The sequence below is a fragment of the Pseudoalteromonas sp. MM17-2 genome, assembly GCF_022347945.1.
GTDB lineage: Bacteria > Pseudomonadota > Gammaproteobacteria > Enterobacterales > Alteromonadaceae > Pseudoalteromonas > Pseudoalteromonas ruthenica.
Window position 1 is genome coordinate 1 of sequence record NZ_JAKRFV010000005.1, and the last position, 17604, is coordinate 17604.

Sequence of the window (17604 nt, forward strand, 5' to 3'; positions counted from 1 at the left end):
AGTTGCACCAGCAGGGATAGTGTTGGTAACTGTGTAGAATAGCTCGTTGTAGTCAGCGCCTACTAGGTTAGCAGGGATACCCGCTGGAGCAGCTTCTGCATCACCAGCTGTAGCTGGAGTGAATACGTCTACGGCTTCAGTGTCATATACTGTAGCAGTTGCTTCAGTAAGACCGAACTCACCTAGTAGAGTACCAGTTTCAACTTCTTCTTGAGTATCAAGAACACCAGTTGCAGCAGTGCGACCGTTCCAGATTGCCATTTTTACAGTTGCGCCTGGATCAGCAGATGCAATGAAAGCAGTCTCTAGGTGGTCATCAGCGTCAAGCGTGATAGCTTGGTCTAGGTCACCGCCAGCGCCGCCACGGTTATAGAATGCAGTTTTGTAAACAACTTCGTGTTGCTTAGCAACTAGCTGGTCAGTAGCGTCGCCTGCATTGTAAACAAACTCAGTACGCGCAACGATAGCGTTACCAGCTGAGTCTGAGCTTTCAGCGTTAACTTCTGCTTCAGCAGTAGTGCTGCCGTAGAAAGTGTAGAACTGTGGAGAGATATCAACAACTTTTTGAGCTGCAGATACACCACCGATGATGCTGTAACCAGTACCACCGTCAGTTACCGCTTCAGTAGCGCGGATGTTTACAACTTTGCTAGCGTTAGCAGTTGTACAAGTGTTGTTCTCAATCTTGATACCTACTGGGTCAAGGTCAGCTGCTGCTGCACCAGTTGATACGCGAGAGAATGCTAGACGAGTACCAGCACCGATAGTGATACCAGCTTTAGTGATGAAAGTGATAGTGTTAGTACCATCAACTGTACCATCTGAAGAAGCAACTGCGTCGAATGAACCATCAGCAGCTACGTCGTCATATTTAACTAGGTGGATTTGGTTCGCGTTGCCATCGAAGTTAGCACCTGATAGTTCCATAGTGATTTTAGTACCACCTGGGATATCAGTAGTAGGGATGTAAACGATGTGAAGGTCTGTATCTACACCGTCTAGTGCATCGAAGTCTACACCAAGCTCACCAGTAAGTTCGTAAGCGATCTTACCTTCAGCAGTTGGCTCAAGGTCAGCAGTGGTAGCTGCAGCACGGTCAGCTTCAGCAACACAAGCAGCGCCGCCGTAGATATCAGCAAAACCTGCAACAGCTAGGCCGTCAGCACCCTTGTAAACTTCAAAACACGCTTCTGTACCAGCATACGCGTTGCCAGCTAGTACAGCTGCAACTGCAGCTGGAAGTAAAGCGACTTTATTAAAACGCTTCATTATATTTCTCCATGTATCCGGTGGACACTTTATGATTTCAGATTTTATTCACATGCTCTGTGCGCAGAGCGTAGCAAAAGTTAGATAATTTAAAGAGCCCGACCGACACTCCAGTTACTGCAGTATCAAATCCAGGCTCGAACATTATGATAAGAACTCAAGCGTAATTCAAGTCCCAATCACAAAATAAAGTTACGGATTTATTAACACACCCATAACTTTAGTTGTTGCCTATGCAAAACTGAACATATTATAGACAATCATGAACTTATAGCGAACTCAATGCAGCAACAGCAACACCCATTTGATACACAATTTGGGTTGCTTTGCTCCACAATGTTAAATTGTCCATATGTTCGTAATCCAGTGGTACCACGATTGTGTCGCCAGGCTTAATGCCAGTATCGCGATTAGACGCAAACCATGAGCCAGTATCGGGTTTTTGCACCGAACCGTTGGCGCGAATAATGTAAATACCGTCTTCGTCTGCCTTTTGTTTTAGACCACCGCTATTACGAATATAGTCATCGATAGAAAAGCCTGCGTTAAACATGGTTGATGTTGATACATGCACTTCCCCGATCACTGTTACAGTTTCCATACGCTTTGGAATAAACAGCGTATCTGCATTGCGCAACTCGATATTTTCACCACCTGCAACCACCTGGTCCATATCAATGACCATTCGCCCAAGGGCATCAGTCATGGATAGATCTTTAAGCAGATTATCCATATCGTCATAGGTGAGTTTGGCGCTACTTATCGAATTTTGGAAGCTACTTGAAGCCAAATCCCTACGTAGGTCTTCAGCTAACTTCTGTAGCATATCCTGTTCTTGCTCACGGAGGTACTCGCGGGTGAATATTGCACCTTGGGCAAAGGCGTACTGTGTTAAGCCGCCCGCTCGCTCAAGTACTTCTGCAAGCGTTTCGCCGGGGCGAATAGCATAAGCCCCCGGAAACTTAACCTCTCCTAACAAACGAACGGTTACGTTCTCTTGCCAGTTCGGTTTCGAGAATACCGTAACGGTATCCTTGCTTTGTAACGCTATACTATTCTTATCATCGGCAAGGCTTAATGACAAGTGTTTAATATTACCTGAATTATCATTATCGGCACGTGTTACCTCAACTTTACCGACAAATGCCGACTCTTTTAGCCCGCCAGCAGCGGCTATCGCCTTCTCTACACTGGCTTGTTCCGGCATAGGATACACACCGGGGTAACGAACCTCACCATTGACATTGATCAAAGGTGCGCCATTACGGGGTGAGCCTTGACGGTTTAGCTGTGACAGTAATGGCCCCAACATGCGCTTACGACTAAAGACTGAATATTCACCATCTTCAAGCTCATGCGCTTTGCCTTTAAGAAGGTCGCGTACCGATAATGTTTCCTTTTCTTCTTTTTCAAATGACAAGTAGTCACTTTTTTCATCGATAAACTCGAAGAACTGCCGCGACTGATACTTATCCCACAGCGCTAAGCGCTCATTTTCAATGATTTGTTCTTTGGTGTAGGCCAACTGCTCCAGCGCGTCGATTTCATCTTCTCGAGATTCATAGCGGCTGAAGAATAATACTTTGTCTCTTGGTTGCAGAGCCACATCTTGCTGCTCGCCAGCAAGCAAGGCCAGCGGCGAAAACTGCAAAATACTGATACGCCCTGAAAGCTGGCTTTCACGAACAATAAGGGCATATTCACGGTCGGCAATTGGCAGTAAGTCATTATTAAGAGACTGAATAAAGTCGCCGACATGCGCGCCTTTTTGCCATTGGTAATGGCCGGGGTGTGTCACCGCACCAATTAAGGTGATGGAGTTGGACAGCGACTGGGACGCTTGTGGCACACGCACTTCGTCACCATTTTGCAATTCGGTTTGCGCCCGTTGCTGAGCGTTAACAACAGAAATAACGCGACGTTCACCATTATTGCCATAACGTTTAATGGTGAGTTTGTTCTTCGCTGCATCGGCCTTCAAACCGCCACTCATACGCATAAGATCTTGAAAAGACTCTCCTTCAGAGAGCTCATAAATTGCCGGGCGATGAACTTCACCGCGTAAGGTCACACGCTTATTCGATGCAGGAACGAAAATAACGTCACCGGATTTAAGGGTATAGTCATCAGAGCTGTCACCACTGAGCAGTAAGTCATATAAGTCTAGTTGGGTGACTGTTTTACCCTTACGCTTGAGGGAGATGTGACGCAACGAGCCTATTTCAGTGATCCCTTCTGCAGCGATAAGGCCATTGAAAATGGTAGACATAGCAGGTAAAGAAAACGCCCCCGGCTTTTTCACTTCCCCTAGCACCATGACACGAATATCTTCAAGCTCGCCAATAGAGACAAATGCCTCACCACCGATCACTTCTCGCTCTATTTTATTCTTGAGTAGCTTTTTTGCCTCGTTGAAAGTAAGACCAACAACTTGAACAGGCGATAACCCTGGTAAAGCAAGACGACCATCGCGGTCAATGACTACTTCTTGAGAAAAGTTTTCTTTACCGTAAAAAGTGACAACCAGTGAATCACCAATGTTAAGCGAGTAATCGTCTGGCACCGGCACATTTTGGTTTGCCATAAGCAGTGGCTGGCGGGTATCAAATTGGTCTTCTGGCGGGGCAAACAGCTCGTAACCAAACGGCTTGAGCTCTTCAATCTCTGGCTTATATTTATCTTCTTCGTCTTCCTCTTCTTTGGGCTTCATGGGCAAGCTCTCGAAAGGGTTTTGTTCGTTTTTGCTCTGTTTTTGTTGTGTGCCTTGGCTAGTGAGCTCATCAATACTAATACCATATTGTTGTGCTATAGCTTCTTGCTGGGCACGAGGTAGCTTTTTAAATTGTTCGATTTGCTCTGGTGTTGGTGTTGGCATTTGCGAATTTGCCGACACTGACTGAACTGTTACCAACAGTAGCGTTACTAGTAAAAGTTTTAAGAACTTCACAACATCCCTTCCCGAGAATAGAAAAATAGAAGACAACCGCGGCATATTACCGGAATTTTGAGCGAAAAAAAACGGAAGATGGTGGTCTTCCGTTGTTATCTCGCGTTACTTGATTTGTTAAAAGTTATACACCAAGGTTAACGCGGTTTCGGTGTCAGTGTTTTCTTTGTCATCCGCAACATCGGAGTTATGAGTGACGTTAAAGCCCACTTTCATTTGCAAAGAGCCATTAATTTTAGTTAATAGCGCTGTTTCAGAACGGGTCTTAGTGTTGGTACTACCGTATTCCATCGCAACTAGCTGAGTAAATTTGGCACCCTCGGAGATTTGCCAAGTGTAATCAGCCTTTGCTAGGGCGATCACTTCACCTTCCCACTCGTCAGCCAGTAACTCACCGTCATCCCCTACTTCGGTGCTATCGTCTGGGTATTGGAAATACTTGTAACCCGGACCAATTTCCGCATTGAGCACCATGGTGTCGGTATCGAGCAAACGCAAACCGTAACCGCCAGAGATCACCGCTTCTTGGCGGTAAGCGCCAAAGTAGTCACTTAAATAGGAGCCGTACACGAATAAGTGCGCGTTTTCCTCGTTGAGCTTGTAGTTACCTTGCGCCGATGCAAAATACTTTTCGTTAGTGCGCTCAGTTACTTTAGTACCGTTGTCTTTCTCGACTTCGTCTTCTTTATAGATGCCGTCGAGCTTGTACTCGTTATTCCAGTTTTCAAGGTTGTGCTTTACGTTTAAAGCGCCCTTGAATGTAGTTGTTTCGGTATTACCACTGGTGATAATGGCACCTAGCTCAGCGTTGGCTTCCCAAGTCTTTTTTTCGCTAGCCACAGCGCTCGTTGCTACGCCTGCAGCAACGAGAACAGATAAATACTTCAATTTCATGTCAGCGCGGTTCCCCTAGTTTATTCGCTGGTTTTATGTAAATGCACATCCATTTGTGGATATGGAATACCGATGTCGTTGTCATCCAATGCAATTTTGATGTTTTCCATCAAATCAAAATACGTTGGCCAATAGTCAACGGTGTTTACCCAAGGGCGAACCACAAAGTTCACACTTGAATCAGCCAGTTCGTTCACGGCCACCGTATACGCAGGCTCTTTTAACAGCCTTGATTCAGCATCAAGCACTGATTTTAAAACTTCTTTGGTCTTTTTAAGGTCGGCATCGTAGCTCACGCCAATAACCAAGTCGATACGACGCGTTTTCTCACGTGAGTAGTTTACTATGGCGCCAGACATAATCGATGAATTAGGCATGACGATAATTTTATTATCTGGTGTGTTGAGCTCAGTAGAGAAGATTTCAATTTTACGAACGCTTCCTGCTTTACCGCCTGCTTCGATGTAGTCACCTGATTTAAATGGACGCAAAATAATGATCAGCACACCTGAGGCAAAATTAGAAAGCGACCCTTGCAATGCCAGACCTACGGCCAAGCCCGCCGCACCTAGAATAGCAATAAAGGAAGTGGTCTCAACACCTACTTGTGATAGCGCCATTAAAATAGTGGCGATGAACACCAAGGCATAAATAATGTTGCCACAGAATGAGCCAACCGCTTTGTCTACTTTACGCTTGGCAAAACCTTTTTCAGTCAGCTTGCTACACCACTTAGCAAGGCGCATACCGACCAAAAAGACAATCAGTGCCAAAACAAATTGAATGGCGTAGTGAGTGAGCAGTCCGGAGTTTTCCGACAGCCAGTTTGTTATTGCTTCCATTAGCGCTCCTAATTATATGCTGATAGCCCATGACACCTTACAACTTTATGCTTTGTACCTATGCGCCGTAAAGTACCTAATCTATTATTTTCTCAAGCCGAACCTAAACGCCAACTGAACATTAGTGCAACTCAAGCAACAATAAGCCTAGCATATGCTTTTCATGCTGTAATACTCCGTGGTTAAGCGGCTTTCATTGTGTTCACTGAACAAATTTGCAGCGAACGAATAATTATCTTAAATTTACACTTCACAAGGTGGCGGAAACTATGTATTATGCGCGCCACACATCACGAGGTGATGTATCCCCTTTGTGGCGGCTGTAGCTCAGTTGGTAGAGCCCTGGATTGTGATTCCGGTTGTCGTGGGTTCAAGTCCCATCAGTCGCCCCATTCTTTTCTTTCTTATTTTTATTCCTTATCTAAATCAAACAGCTATCAGCCCGTTTTTATTCCGTATTACGCCGATATTGTGCCTAATAGCTTGCAAGGCTGAAGCCTTGCCTACAACACACCGACCCTGGACCTGTAGGTTGGGCTTTAGCCCAATTACGTGCTTTGCAAGGCTGAAGCCTTGCCTACAATACACCTACCTGAACCTGTAGGTTGGGCTTTAGCCCAATCGCGTGCTTTGCAAGGCCGAAACTTTGCCTACAACAAACCAACCTGAACTGTAGGTTGGGCTTTAGCCCAATTACGTGCTTTGCAAGGCTGAAGCCTTGCCTACAATACACCTACCCTGAATCTGTAGGTTGGGCTTTAGCCCAATAGCGTGTTTTGCAAGGCTGAAGCCTTGCCTACAACACACCTACCTGAACCTGTAGGTTGGGCTTTAGCCCAATCCCGTGCTTTGCAAGGTTAAAACCTTGCCTACAACACACCTACCTGCACCTGTAGGTTGGGCTTTAGCCCAATCCCGTGCTGTGCAAGGCTAAAGCCTTGCCTACAATACACCTACCCTGAACCTGTGGGTTGGGCTTTAGCCCAATAGCACCTTCACCCCAACACAGGCAACCTTGTAACTCTCGAGCTATAATTGAATGTCCACCATATTCAAAGGAGCTGAATATGCCTTATAGTGATTTATTAAAAGGACGTTATTCGCAAATTCACCGCGAGTATTTTATTACTTTTTGTTGTTACAAACGCATACCATTTTTTGCCTCTGCGAAACTAGCACAGCTATTTTGCACCACGATTACAACGAATGAGCAGGCTTGCGGCTGCCAATGGTTAACCTGGGTCTTAATGCCAGACCACTTTCATGGGCTTGTGTTACTGCACCATAGCGATCTTAGCGCTTGTATACGGCACCTAAAAGGTTGCACCGCAGCCATGGTTAATCGTCAATTACAGCGTCGCGGTAAAGTTTGGCAAAGCGGATTTTATGATCACGCTTTGCGTGAGGATGAGCAGCGCATTCATATAGCCAGGTACATCGTTGCCAACCCATTGCGAAAAGGGATTGTCTCTAGTGTGCGATTATATCCGTACTGGAATTCGGTTTATTTATAGGTGGCAAGGCTAAAGCCTCGCCTACAACAAACCTGTCTGAATCTGTAGGTTGGGCTTCAGCCCAATCTCGTGCTTTGCAAGGCTGAAGCCTTGCCTACAACACATCTAGCGGAACCTGTGGGTTGGGCTTTAGCCCAATTACGCGCTTTGCAAGGCTGAAGCCTTGCCTACAACACACCTACCTGAACCTGTAGGCTGGGCTTTAGCCCAATTACGCGCTTTGCAAGGCTGAGGCCTTGCCTACAACACACCTACCTACACCTGTGGGTTGGGCTTTAGCCCAATCTCGTGCTTTGCAAAGCTGAAGCCTTGTCTACAATACACCGGCCCTGAACCTGTGGGTTGGGCTTCAGCCCAATCTCGTGCTTTGCAAGGCTGAAGCCTTGCCAACAACACACCTGCCTAAACCTGTGGGTTCGGCTTTAGCCCAATCCCGTGCTTTGCAAGGCTGAAGCCTTGCCTACAATACACCTGGCGGAACCTGTGGGTTGGGCTTGGCCCAGTCCCGTGCTGTGCAAGGCTAAAGCCTTGCCTACGAGAAACTTGTTTTGTAAGGCTGAGCCTTGCCTACAACAATTTGAGGTTAGGCGCGTTCGATGTCGAAACTAAGCACTTCGCGAATATGCTTTTTGCCGCAGGCAATCATCACGAGACGATCCACTCCGAGGGCGACTCCGGCACACTGTGGTAGGCCGGCATCCAATGCTGCTAACAAGTTTTCATCCAAGGCTACGGGATCAAGACCTTTAGCAATACGTTTGTTGTTGTCATTGGCAAAGCGCTGGCGCTGTTCATTGGCGTCGGTCAGCTCATTAAAGCCATTAGCGAGCTCTTGCCCTTGGTAATACAGCTCAAAACGCCCGGCAACGCGTGGGTCTTGCTCATGAAGACGCGCTAGTGCCGCTTGCGAGGCCGGAAAGTGATACACAAAACACGGCTGTTGCTGGCCAATCGTCGGCTCTATCACCATGCAAAATAGCAGCTGTAACAAGGTGTCAGCCTCTTCTTCATTTGCGGCGATATCAGCAAAGCCATGAGTGCTTGCAAGCTGCTTTAATTCACGCAAACTTGCCGTTAGCGGATCCACACCCAGTACCTGCATAAACACCTGCTGATAGCTTATATATTGGGCTTTTTCACAATCCAGTAGCTGTTGCATCAATTCGTCGATTTCAGCCATAAGGTCAAACTCATCAAAGCCCGGACGATACCACTCAAGCATAGTGAACTCAGGGTTGTGATGACGGCCATTTTCCTCGTTACGAAAGGCTTTACAGATTTGGAAAATAGCCCCACTGCCTGCTGCAAGAAGGCGCTTCATCGCATATTCGGGAGAGGTTTGTAAATACAGTGGCAAGCCCTCGGCATAGCCTTGGCCCACAAACCGCGTGGCAAAGCTATGTAAGTGTTCATCAGTCACTGACGCCTTGCTTAGTGACGGAGTATCCACCTCCATCACATCACGTTGATAAAAGAACTGCCTAATCTGCTGAATGAGCTTAGCGCGCTGCTGCAAAGTATGAATATCGGCACTGGGCTGCCACATCACAAAAATCTCCCATAAAAAATCCCAGCGCGGCTGCCCGGGCTGGGATATACACGTATAAGGTGCTTATTTTACGCGACCCACGTACTCAGCTGAGCGGGTATCAACCTTGATCACTTCACCAATTTGGATGAATAAAGGAACACGTACCACGGCACCGGTACTTAAAGTAGCAGGCTTGCCACCGGTACCAGCCGTGTCGCCTTTTAGGCCTGGATCAGTTTCAGTTACTTCAAGTTCAACGAAGTTGGGTGGCGTTACTGCAATCGGGTTGCCGTCCCATAAAGTAATGGTGCACACATCGTTTTCTACAAGCCATTTTACGTTGTCGCCTACCGCTTTTTCATCAGCAGCGATTTGCTCAAAGGTCTCGTTGTTCATGAAGTGCCAGAATTCGCCATCTGTGTATAGATAAGCTAGGTCGGTATCCATTACATCAGCCGCTTCCACACTTTCGCCTGACTTAAAGGTTTTCTCTAGTACCTTACCTGAGATCAGTTTGCGGATACGAACGCGGTTAAATGCCTGGCCTTTACCCGGCTTAACCACTTCGTTTTCTAGGATGCTGCAAGGCTCGCCATCCAACATAAATTTTAGGCCACCCTTGAATTCGTTGGTGCTATAATTCGCCATCTTGTCCTCTAATAACCGTTTTTCGAGTAATTAATCCGTCAATGATACAAAGAATCGAAGTAAATTTGCATAAAAACTGGCAAAAAGAATTAGCCGATGTAGTCACTCGCCCCGAAGAGCTGCTGAGTATGTTGGATTTACCCCCCGATGCGTATCAACCGGATAGTGAGGCCAAAAGCTTATTTAATCTACGAGTACCGCGCCCCTTTATCGCCAAAATGGCCAAGGGTGACCCCCGCGATCCCTTGTTATTACAGGTGCTGCCACGACGACAAGAATTTCAGCAACACTCGCAATACAGTGTCGACCCGTTGCAAGAACAAGATAACAACGAACCGGGCTTATTACACAAATACCGCTCTCGTGTCTTGTTGATGTTTAAAACCGCGTGCGCAATTAACTGCCGATATTGTTTTCGTCGTCATTTCCCATACCAAGATAACCAACTCAATAAAGCCGCTTTGGCCGATAAACTAACCTACATTGGTCATCATCCAGAGATCAATGAAGTGATCCTCAGCGGTGGCGATCCGCTCATGGCAAAAGACGAAGCACTGGCATGGTTTTTAGATAAGCTAGAGCAACTCCCCAACATTAAGCGTTTACGCATTCACTCGCGCTTGCCGGTGACCATCCCGGCGCGCATTACCGAGCAGTTATGTCAGCGTTTTGCCCAATCGCCCTTACAAATAGTCTTTGTGCACCATATTAATCATGCCAACGAGGTCGATGAGGTTTTTAGCCGCGCCTGTAAAAAGCTGACCCAAGCAGGAGTAACGCAGTTGAATCAAGCGGTGTTATTGAAAGAGGTCAATGCCAATGCGGCTGCGCAAATCACCTTAAGTGAGCGCTTATTTGCCGCCGGGATACTCCCCTACTACCTGCATCAATTAGATAAAGTGCAAGGCGCCGCACATTTTGAGGTAAGCGATGATGAAGCCCGCGCTATCATGGCAGAGGTACTTAGCGAACTGCCTGGCTTTTTAGTGCCAAAGTTGGTGCGTGAGGTCGGTGGCGAGCGCAGTAAAACCCCCATTGATCTGCATTTAGAGCCATAAAAAAAAACCCGCTTAACGCGGGTTGCTTGGGGTTCATTTACGACGCGCTGCCTTGCTATTACACGTGGATATTAATGTTATTACCCAAGGTTGCCGTAGTCGAGGCCGCTGGGCTCTGCGCTGCTTTGGTCACATTACCTGCTGACTCAATCAACGCCAATGCAGCCTGGCCATCGGCTTGCTGTCGTTTTTTAGCAAGGGCCGCGCTATAAACCTCGGCGCCTTGATCGGCCCCGCTCATGGTGGGAAGTGAACTTCCTGATATATTCATAACGCTACCTGACATTTTAAATGAATCCACGTACCATATCGGCCATCTGCTCTAAAGCTTTAGAAAAAAATGCACGCAATTATCGAAAAGTTAAACGAAAACCTTAAACTCGCCTATCGTCAGGCCTTAGACGCCGATCAAAAACTGGATCAGCTACAAAAAGAAGGCCATGGTAAGTTTCAAGCCTTGTTCAATCGCGACGCGGGGTTCGACTTTGAAGCAAAGCGCTTTAAACCCTATGTATTAGACGTGGCCGCCGATGTCGAGGCTCTTTCCCAAGCCGAGCAACTTGATGAACAAAAGTTGAAACAAACCGTGGTTAAACTGCAACATATACTCACTTTGCTGGCGACTTTTAAAGACCAGTAAAGTCCTGTTTAAAACAAGGATGTTAAAATGCAATTACCTCACTCGCTGACTTGGGTTGGCTTTGATTTAGACGGCACCTTAGTCAATACCGCTGCCGATATCTGCGCCGCCATTAATACCACGCTGGAGCACTACCATGTCGGTCAAGTCGCCGTGGAAGACGTGCAAACTTGGATAGGCAACGGCATTGATAAAGCCACCGAGCGCGCCTTAGCAAAAGTGGGCGCCACGCATATTGATGTTAGCGCGGCGGCGGCGAAAGTCAGTGCTGCTTACAACCACTGTGTGACCGATTCCTCGACTTTATATGTTGATGCCAAAGCGACCCTGCAAGCACTGCAGCAGCTAGGGTTAAAGTTATTACTTGTCACTAATAAAAATGAAAGCCACACTCATGCTCTGGTAAATGCGCTGGGCGTTGCCGATTACTTTGATGCCATTGTTTGTGGTGACACTCTGCCCCAGCGCAAGCCAGACCCAGCCATGCTGTTTAGTGCCTTAAATAATCTCAGTCTTGATATTAGCGAAGGCATATATGTGGGAGATTCAAAAAATGATGTGGCAACCGCCAGAAACGCCGGCTGCCCGGTGATCTGCGTTAATTATGGCTACAACCACGGGTTGGATATTGCCGATGCTAATCCGGATAAAATCATCACCTGCCTTGGAGAGGTCGAAACATTGCTCGCGGCGCGTTAAGCGCCTTTTGCCTTCACCCACCGCTCAGGGAGTATGCCCCCGCGTTGGCGCAATGCAAGTACAACCACCGCGAGCGTTGCCGCCACCAATAGCACCTTCAATGCCAGCGAAAATTGTAATATCACCACCGTTGAGCACACTTCAATGAATATCAACGCATAAATAAAGCGTAATACGTACTTTTCGTTGATTTTACTCATCACATATCCTCCTAGCGGTGCGCCTATGGCGACCACGGGAGCGGCGAAAAACCACGGTTCAAAGGCCACATGAGCACCGCTTAGCTGCCCTTGTAAAATGAGCAGTACACTGCCAGTCACAGAAAGTATCGCCATAAAACACACTGTGGTTGGGATCAGTGCTTTGGCATCGAACTTTTGCCGCAATACCAGGTAGAAAAACAGCAAGGTATCAGCTCCGGCGCCAATATATGCCGAGAGTAACCCGCCCAGTGTGGCGATAAGATACAGCGACCAGCTGTTTCGCCACTGCAGCAACCGGGTATCACAGCGCTGCATCAATAAGTAACTACAAGCCAATAGCAAGAAACTAAAGGTGATCTTAAGTGGTTCACCGTCAACCGATAATGAAAACCCACACGCTAAACCAAATAACGCAAAGGGCATTAATCGCGCCAGCAGTGACCAATATATACGGACCCCGCGAGAAACAAAAAAAATGGTGGCAAAGGTCATTCCCACAGACTGAATCGCCAATGAGAAGACCTTTGCGCTGTGTGCTTCAAACCCGAATAACTTAGTGAAGACCGGAAAAGCAACAGCTCCGCCACCTAAGGGCGTCGCACCTGCGACAAAGGATCCTAATACCATAGTCAACGATGTTCCCCAGTTATGCACAGCATCAGTGACACTAAACTGCGTCGCAAATGCTGAACTCCACGCTATAAAAAATAGCGTCAGTAAAGTGGGGTAAAGATAAGCTCTTTTCATCGTTATTGGTTGCTCGTTACAAAATATGAACACGCTTAAGGTGTCGCGTTAGCCCTTCACCTTGAAAGCGGTGGCGACCATGCAACATGGCATGATTATCCACCAGCAAGTAATCACCTTGTGTCCACTGATGGGCGTAGAAGCTATCGCTGTCATACAGGTGAGCTATCAGCTCACGCAAAAAAGCGTCACCTTGCGACGAGGACATGCCCTGCACCTGGGTCTCCACTGGATTAACGGCCATATTATCCTCATTGAAGGGTTCAATAAAGCGCATTCGCTGACGTTTAGTCGCTGGATGCGGGCTAATCAGTGGCTCCTCAATAGCCCCACCATAATGCGCCTTTTTCTCAGCAAAATAGCGGATCACCTTATCTTGATACTGCTGCAACTGCTGGGATGAACAGCTCTCAAGCAGCCGACAGGTATTCACAAAGGTGGTTTCACCGCCACCACTCATGGCACTACTTTGTAGACACTGAAAGAAGTTAAATCGCGGCGTAGCCCCTGCAAAGGCCCCATCCCAATGCAGCTCAACCTTTCCTTGACTAAAAATATGATTTTGCGGCTGTTGGTTTATTTTTAAATCCAGCACATAGCCAAAATCCCACGCCAGCAGCGGCCCCAGCTTTTTCGCAAAGGCCACCATTTGCTCATCGCTGCTGGGGTCAAAGCCACGCAGCAGCACCATACCTTGGTTCAAGATCACTTGCTCAAGTTCGGCAATGTTTAAATGTGCTAGTTTCTTAGCACCGCTTTCTCGTGCGTCAATCGTAAAGCACGCCGGTGAGACCTGTTCGCTGATCATAACTGTGACTCTCTGTGCATACGCTCATAGTGGCTGGCTTGACCATTAATGAACACTAAGACACAGCCCAGCTGCTCGGCTTGCTCCCGAGGCATCAAACTGTGCTCGTCGCCGTCTTTAACGAGTACCGAGTGCCAAGGCGTGGTCCACACGTCGTTTTGCGATACCAGTGAGATACCGATTTTCTCAGAAACCAGATACTGCGGGTGAATCGATAATCGCAGCGCCTGAGGCAACTCCTGTTTCAGTAGCCGTCCCCATGCATTACTGCGCTGAATAACACGGTAAGCGGCGGTTTTAGCAACCTTTTGCAGCGCTGTGCGGCTATGTTGAGAAAACTTTTCGATACCCGAGAAATCTTCTAACATGAAACGGGTAATGCCCTTGTACATGGTGCTGGCTTCTTTCTCTGTTTTAATGCGCTGACGCAAAGATTTGAGTGTTTCACCGTATTCAATCATCAGCTCCTCACGCAATACCGCGAAGTCATTGACCTTGTCATATACATCTTCGAGGTTAAAGAAGTCGAAATAATCCGGATAATGTTGATTGGCAAAACGACGCAGACCGTTTACATACTCACTGACATGGGCGTCGCTGACATGGATAATATCAGCGAAAACGCGCCCATCTGAGCAGATCGTTACTTTTGCACCTGGCTCATAAACCTCTTCAATTTGCTGACATAATTGCACCAGCCGCTCAAATGCAAAAAACTCTCCTTTATCTGGCAGATAGCCCAAGGTTTTGTTGCGATTGGGTGATTTTGCCGGAAAGGCTGGCAGCACCATATTGATGGGCTGCTGGCGATGAACAAAGTCCAACACCTTTTCATAATGACCGGCTATTTGCTCGTCAAACGCCACTTCTTGCTCAATCGGTAGCAGCCGCCGCTGGGCAAAAATGAGTTCTAAAATAGCCCGCGCAGTGGCATCCGCCGTATGTGCATTAACCCTGTTGTTGTTTGCTAAATTTTCCATTTTTGTGCTCTTTGTTCTGTCAGTATCAGTGTTTAAATAATTCCATCGCGTGGGTAAGCGATAGCTTGTCATTAATTGCTGCCTCGACCACTAGCGGCATTTTTTCTTCATCAAAGTCCATACGCTGAATTTCACACAGACTGCGTAAGAACCCTAAATAAGTGACTTCCAATAAGGCCTTATCAAGTTCGGCTATGGCCATCTCGTCTAACATGACGCCTCGGCTATGGGCGTGTTTCATGCGGCACTTGGTGAGCTCTATATCAAAGAAGTGACCGCGATTAAGGCGATACTCTTGACCTTGGATCAGCTGGATAAACTCATCTTTAAGTTCATGAATGCGGGAAATCGCCGCCCCTTGCACCATGGCCAGCGCTTTTTCATTCAGCTGCTCTTGGCTCATTTCACTCATGCTCGGGCAATAACCAAAATGGCGCGCCATGGATGAAGGTAAAATAAAGCCGAACCAATGCATTAATAAGGCTTCAAAATGCGTGCGGTGCACCTCGTAGCTGCCGTGGTAGTTCCCGGTAATATGCAGCATAAAGCTCTCAAACCAGCCTAAGAGGTAGGCATTGAAGGCCTTGGTTTTGCCTGCAAACATGGCCTCGTTACCGGCTAAATCCGCCTCTATAAGTTCACCGATCATGCGATTAGCATCGGTTAGATAGGCCGAGCCCGGCGACAATAAGGGGTCTAAAAAGGCCGATGACATGCCGGTGAGGAACCAACGATCGGTTGAGAACGACTGCTTGGCCCGCCGTGATAGCCGCTTCATGGCTTTGTAATCCTGCAATTCGAAGTGGCTACCGAGAATTTCCTGCATACATTTATGCGAGCGTAAAAATTCCACGAAGTCGTCACTGGTTCTCACATTTAAGCTGACATCGGTATTTTTAGCGGTTACACCGATACTGACAGTGTGCTCATCCAATGGAATGAGCCATAACCAATACCCTTTATACATAAAGTGGTTGGTCGCTAATGCGCGGGTGGTAAAGTTGGTACGTGCACGCCACAGCTCACTGCCCAGGCTATCGAGTGGCGTGGTAAACTTAAAGCGCGCCCAAGCTGAGCTCACAGAATGGCGATGATCTTGCGACTCGATTAAATCGAGCTTTTTACCCAGCGGCGCAGCAAACCCGGCGGCATCGACTAAATAACGACAGCGAAAGGATTTGTCTGCGGTTTTCACGCTGTGACCATGATCGCCATCAAGTTCGATATCGCTGACCGTCTCGCCCAGTAAAACGTCCACACCAATATCTCGGTTAAAGCGCACTAGGTCGTTATCAAATTTAGCGCGATCAATTTGGTGCGCCGGAATACCGTGATACCAGGTGCGCCCAAGCTCACTCATTTCCTCAACATTGAGATCACGGTCGACGCTGTCGAAGAAAAATCGCAAACCATGTTTGTACAAATGGTTGGTGTCTAGGTAAAAGCCCAGTTGCAGATCACTGGCGGCATAATCCCAAAACGATTCTAAGGTTGATTCCCCGACCCAAGAATTAAATGACTTTTTGCGCTCTAACACGGTGACCGATAGCTCGGGGTGTTTTAGTTTTAATTGTCGTGCTAAGCAACCACCAGCCATTGAACCACCGATGATCACAACATCACTATACTGACTTACCATACATGCTCCTTACAGGTAATAGGTCAATCTTACTTCTATAAAGTCATCATCTCGGTAGAGGTAAAGCGGCTGCTGTGGTTGTTGATCAACAAACATCCGGGCCTCAACATCAAGACTCAACTGACTATGAATACGGGTTTCGAACTCGCCCTTAATAGCGATGGAATCGCCGCCATTATCGATAAGGGCTCCCAATAACAAGGTGGTGGCATCGGTGTCGTTCCAAGCGAGGCGAGAGCCAACAAAGCTGCTATTACGATATATTTGATTTTCCCGAGCCTCGGCGTCGGTGTCGCGGTGCAGCTCCAACAACAGACTGAGATCTTTACTGCTGCCCGCCACTCCATAAAAGTAATATTCCCCCCCTAGGGTGTAAGCCCAGCTATTACCACCGTAATCATGGTCGCGGTGCACCGCTTCGAGCTTACCGAGCCAGCGCTCACTGGTGTATTGCGCATCAAGGCCCCATTGCTGCAAGGCGCTGTAAATGGCTTGTCCTTGGCCTTGCTCGGTGACTTCAAAGGCTGGGGTTTTATCTAAACCGTGGAATAAATAAGCACCGACATCCCAATCATCGAGCACCGTGGCATAACGTAGCGCCAGTGATCCCCGAGTGTTCTCAGATAAACCGACAAAGCGCTCTTGGCTAATGGCCACTGGCAATGAAAAGCGCTCATCGGGTTGGCTGTAATCGCGGGAGCGAAACCAAGGCATAGATAGCAGCGATAAGGTGCCGTTTTCGGTGAAGTAATCAACCTGCACCAGTAGTTCGCCAAGCTTCTCTTCACCTTCAAAGTTACGCGCAGGAATACGTTGATTAACAATATCCACCAAATGACGAGACTCGGCGACGCCCCAAAACACCGTGTTCATACCGGCGCTTAGCTGCCAGTTATAGAAGGTTTTCTGTAGGTAAGCCTCTTGTAAATCCCATTCAGGCAGGGCGCTATTGGTCGCGGCCACAGTCACCACCGGCTTTATATGCGCTTGTATACCCGAGGCGCGGGAGCGGTAATCAAACTCAAGCCATAGCCTTGGGTCCCAAGCAAAGTTATGCGTTTGCTGAGCCCGAGCGCTATCGCCATTGTATTGCCGGGCGCCGAGCTCTACCGCAGGCGTTATTTGCCATTGACCATACACGCAAGGCGCAAACACACAGAGCAATAGCCACCACTTCCTGAACAT

General features: G+C 47.6%; 16 protein-coding genes and 1 tRNA gene. 5 read left to right on the plus strand and 12 right to left on the minus strand.

All coding sequences use genetic code 11. The annotated features are described in order from the left end of the window. The 4 genes from MHM93_RS05865 to MHM93_RS05880 all read right to left on the minus strand — a co-directional run. Positions 1-1269, minus strand: a 1269-nt coding sequence (locus MHM93_RS05865; RefSeq protein WP_239448355.1) for a hypothetical protein, incomplete at its 3' end; no start/stop codon positions are given. 268 nt (positions 1270-1537) lie between these two features. Next, positions 1538-4216 carry an SLBB domain-containing protein gene (locus MHM93_RS05870; RefSeq protein ID WP_239448356.1) on the minus strand — a complete coding sequence of 893 codons (2679 nt, stop codon included), beginning with the start codon at positions 4214-4216 and terminating at the stop codon, positions 1538-1540. Positions 4217-4333: 117 nt separating this feature from the next. After that, a complete protein-coding gene (locus MHM93_RS05875; RefSeq protein WP_239448357.1) occupies positions 4334-5110 on the minus strand; it encodes a DUF481 domain-containing protein in 777 nt (258 codons plus the stop codon). A 20-nt stretch (positions 5111-5130) separates the two neighbouring features. Further along, on the minus strand, positions 5131-5952 hold the full coding sequence (locus MHM93_RS05880; RefSeq protein ID WP_022945993.1) for a mechanosensitive ion channel domain-containing protein: 822 nt from the start codon (positions 5950-5952) through the stop codon (positions 5131-5133). A gap of 316 nt (positions 5953-6268) precedes the next feature. Here MHM93_RS05880 and MHM93_RS05885 point away from each other — a divergent pair. Both MHM93_RS05885 and MHM93_RS05890 read left to right on the plus strand, forming a co-directional pair. After that, positions 6269-6344, plus strand: a tRNA-His gene (locus MHM93_RS05885). A gap of 675 nt (positions 6345-7019) precedes the next feature. Then, positions 7020-7466 carry a transposase gene (locus MHM93_RS05890; protein ID WP_053910127.1) on the plus strand — a complete coding sequence of 149 codons (447 nt, stop codon included), beginning with the start codon at positions 7020-7022 and terminating at the stop codon, positions 7464-7466. Between the two features lie 583 nt (positions 7467-8049). Here the strand turns inward: MHM93_RS05890 and epmA are convergent. Both epmA and efp read right to left on the minus strand, forming a co-directional pair. Beyond that, positions 8050-9012 carry an elongation factor P--(R)-beta-lysine ligase gene (gene epmA / locus MHM93_RS05895; protein ID WP_239448448.1) on the minus strand — a complete coding sequence of 321 codons (963 nt, stop codon included), beginning with the start codon at positions 9010-9012 and terminating at the stop codon, positions 8050-8052. Positions 9013-9078: 66 nt separating this feature from the next. Then, on the minus strand, positions 9079-9645 hold the full coding sequence (gene efp / locus MHM93_RS05900; protein WP_022945989.1) for an elongation factor P: 567 nt from the start codon (positions 9643-9645) through the stop codon (positions 9079-9081). 41 nt (positions 9646-9686) lie between these two features. Here efp and epmB point away from each other — a divergent pair, with 41 nt between their 5' ends. Continuing rightward, on the plus strand, positions 9687-10703 hold the full coding sequence (gene epmB, locus MHM93_RS05905; RefSeq protein WP_239448358.1) for an EF-P beta-lysylation protein EpmB: 1017 nt from the start codon (positions 9687-9689) through the stop codon (positions 10701-10703). A 58-nt stretch (positions 10704-10761) separates the two neighbouring features. Here epmB and MHM93_RS05910 read toward each other — a convergent pair whose 3' ends face one another. Then, complete coding sequence (locus MHM93_RS05910; protein ID WP_239448359.1) at positions 10762-10974, minus strand: hypothetical protein; 213 nt, start codon at positions 10972-10974, stop codon at positions 10762-10764. A 69-nt stretch (positions 10975-11043) separates the two neighbouring features. Between MHM93_RS05910 and MHM93_RS05915 the strand changes: the two genes are divergently transcribed. Both MHM93_RS05915 and MHM93_RS05920 read left to right on the plus strand, forming a co-directional pair. Next, positions 11044-11343, plus strand: a complete 300-nt coding sequence (locus tag MHM93_RS05915) for a hypothetical protein (RefSeq protein ID WP_045980396.1) — start codon at positions 11044-11046, stop codon at positions 11341-11343. 27 nt (positions 11344-11370) lie between these two features. After that, positions 11371-12042 carry an HAD-IA family hydrolase gene (locus tag MHM93_RS05920; protein ID WP_239448360.1) on the plus strand — a complete coding sequence of 224 codons (672 nt, stop codon included), beginning with the start codon at positions 11371-11373 and terminating at the stop codon, positions 12040-12042. Here the strand turns inward: MHM93_RS05920 and MHM93_RS05925 are convergent. Genes MHM93_RS05925 through MHM93_RS05945 form a run of 5 tightly spaced genes read right to left on the minus strand, consistent with a single transcriptional unit; the run spans position 12039 to position 17604 of the window. Then, on the minus strand, positions 12039-12992 hold the full coding sequence (locus MHM93_RS05925; RefSeq protein WP_239448361.1) for a sulfite exporter TauE/SafE family protein: 954 nt from the start codon (positions 12990-12992) through the stop codon (positions 12039-12041). The genes MHM93_RS05920 and MHM93_RS05925 overlap by 4 nt on opposite strands. A gap of 16 nt (positions 12993-13008) precedes the next feature. After that, entirely contained in the window at positions 13009-13800 is a 792-nt protein-coding gene (locus tag MHM93_RS05930) for a TauD/TfdA family dioxygenase (protein ID WP_022945983.1), read from the minus strand. Next, complete coding sequence (locus tag MHM93_RS05935) at positions 13797-14780, minus strand: isocyanide synthase family protein (RefSeq protein WP_239448362.1); 984 nt, start codon at positions 14778-14780, stop codon at positions 13797-13799. The genes MHM93_RS05930 and MHM93_RS05935 overlap by 4 nt, the downstream gene beginning before the upstream one ends. A 25-nt stretch (positions 14781-14805) precedes the next feature. Beyond that, on the minus strand, positions 14806-16419 hold the full coding sequence (locus tag MHM93_RS05940) for an NAD(P)/FAD-dependent oxidoreductase (protein ID WP_239448363.1): 1614 nt from the start codon (positions 16417-16419) through the stop codon (positions 14806-14808). 9 nt (positions 16420-16428) lie between these two features. Continuing rightward, complete coding sequence (locus tag MHM93_RS05945; protein ID WP_239448364.1) at positions 16429-17604, minus strand: hypothetical protein; 1176 nt, start codon at positions 17602-17604, stop codon at positions 16429-16431.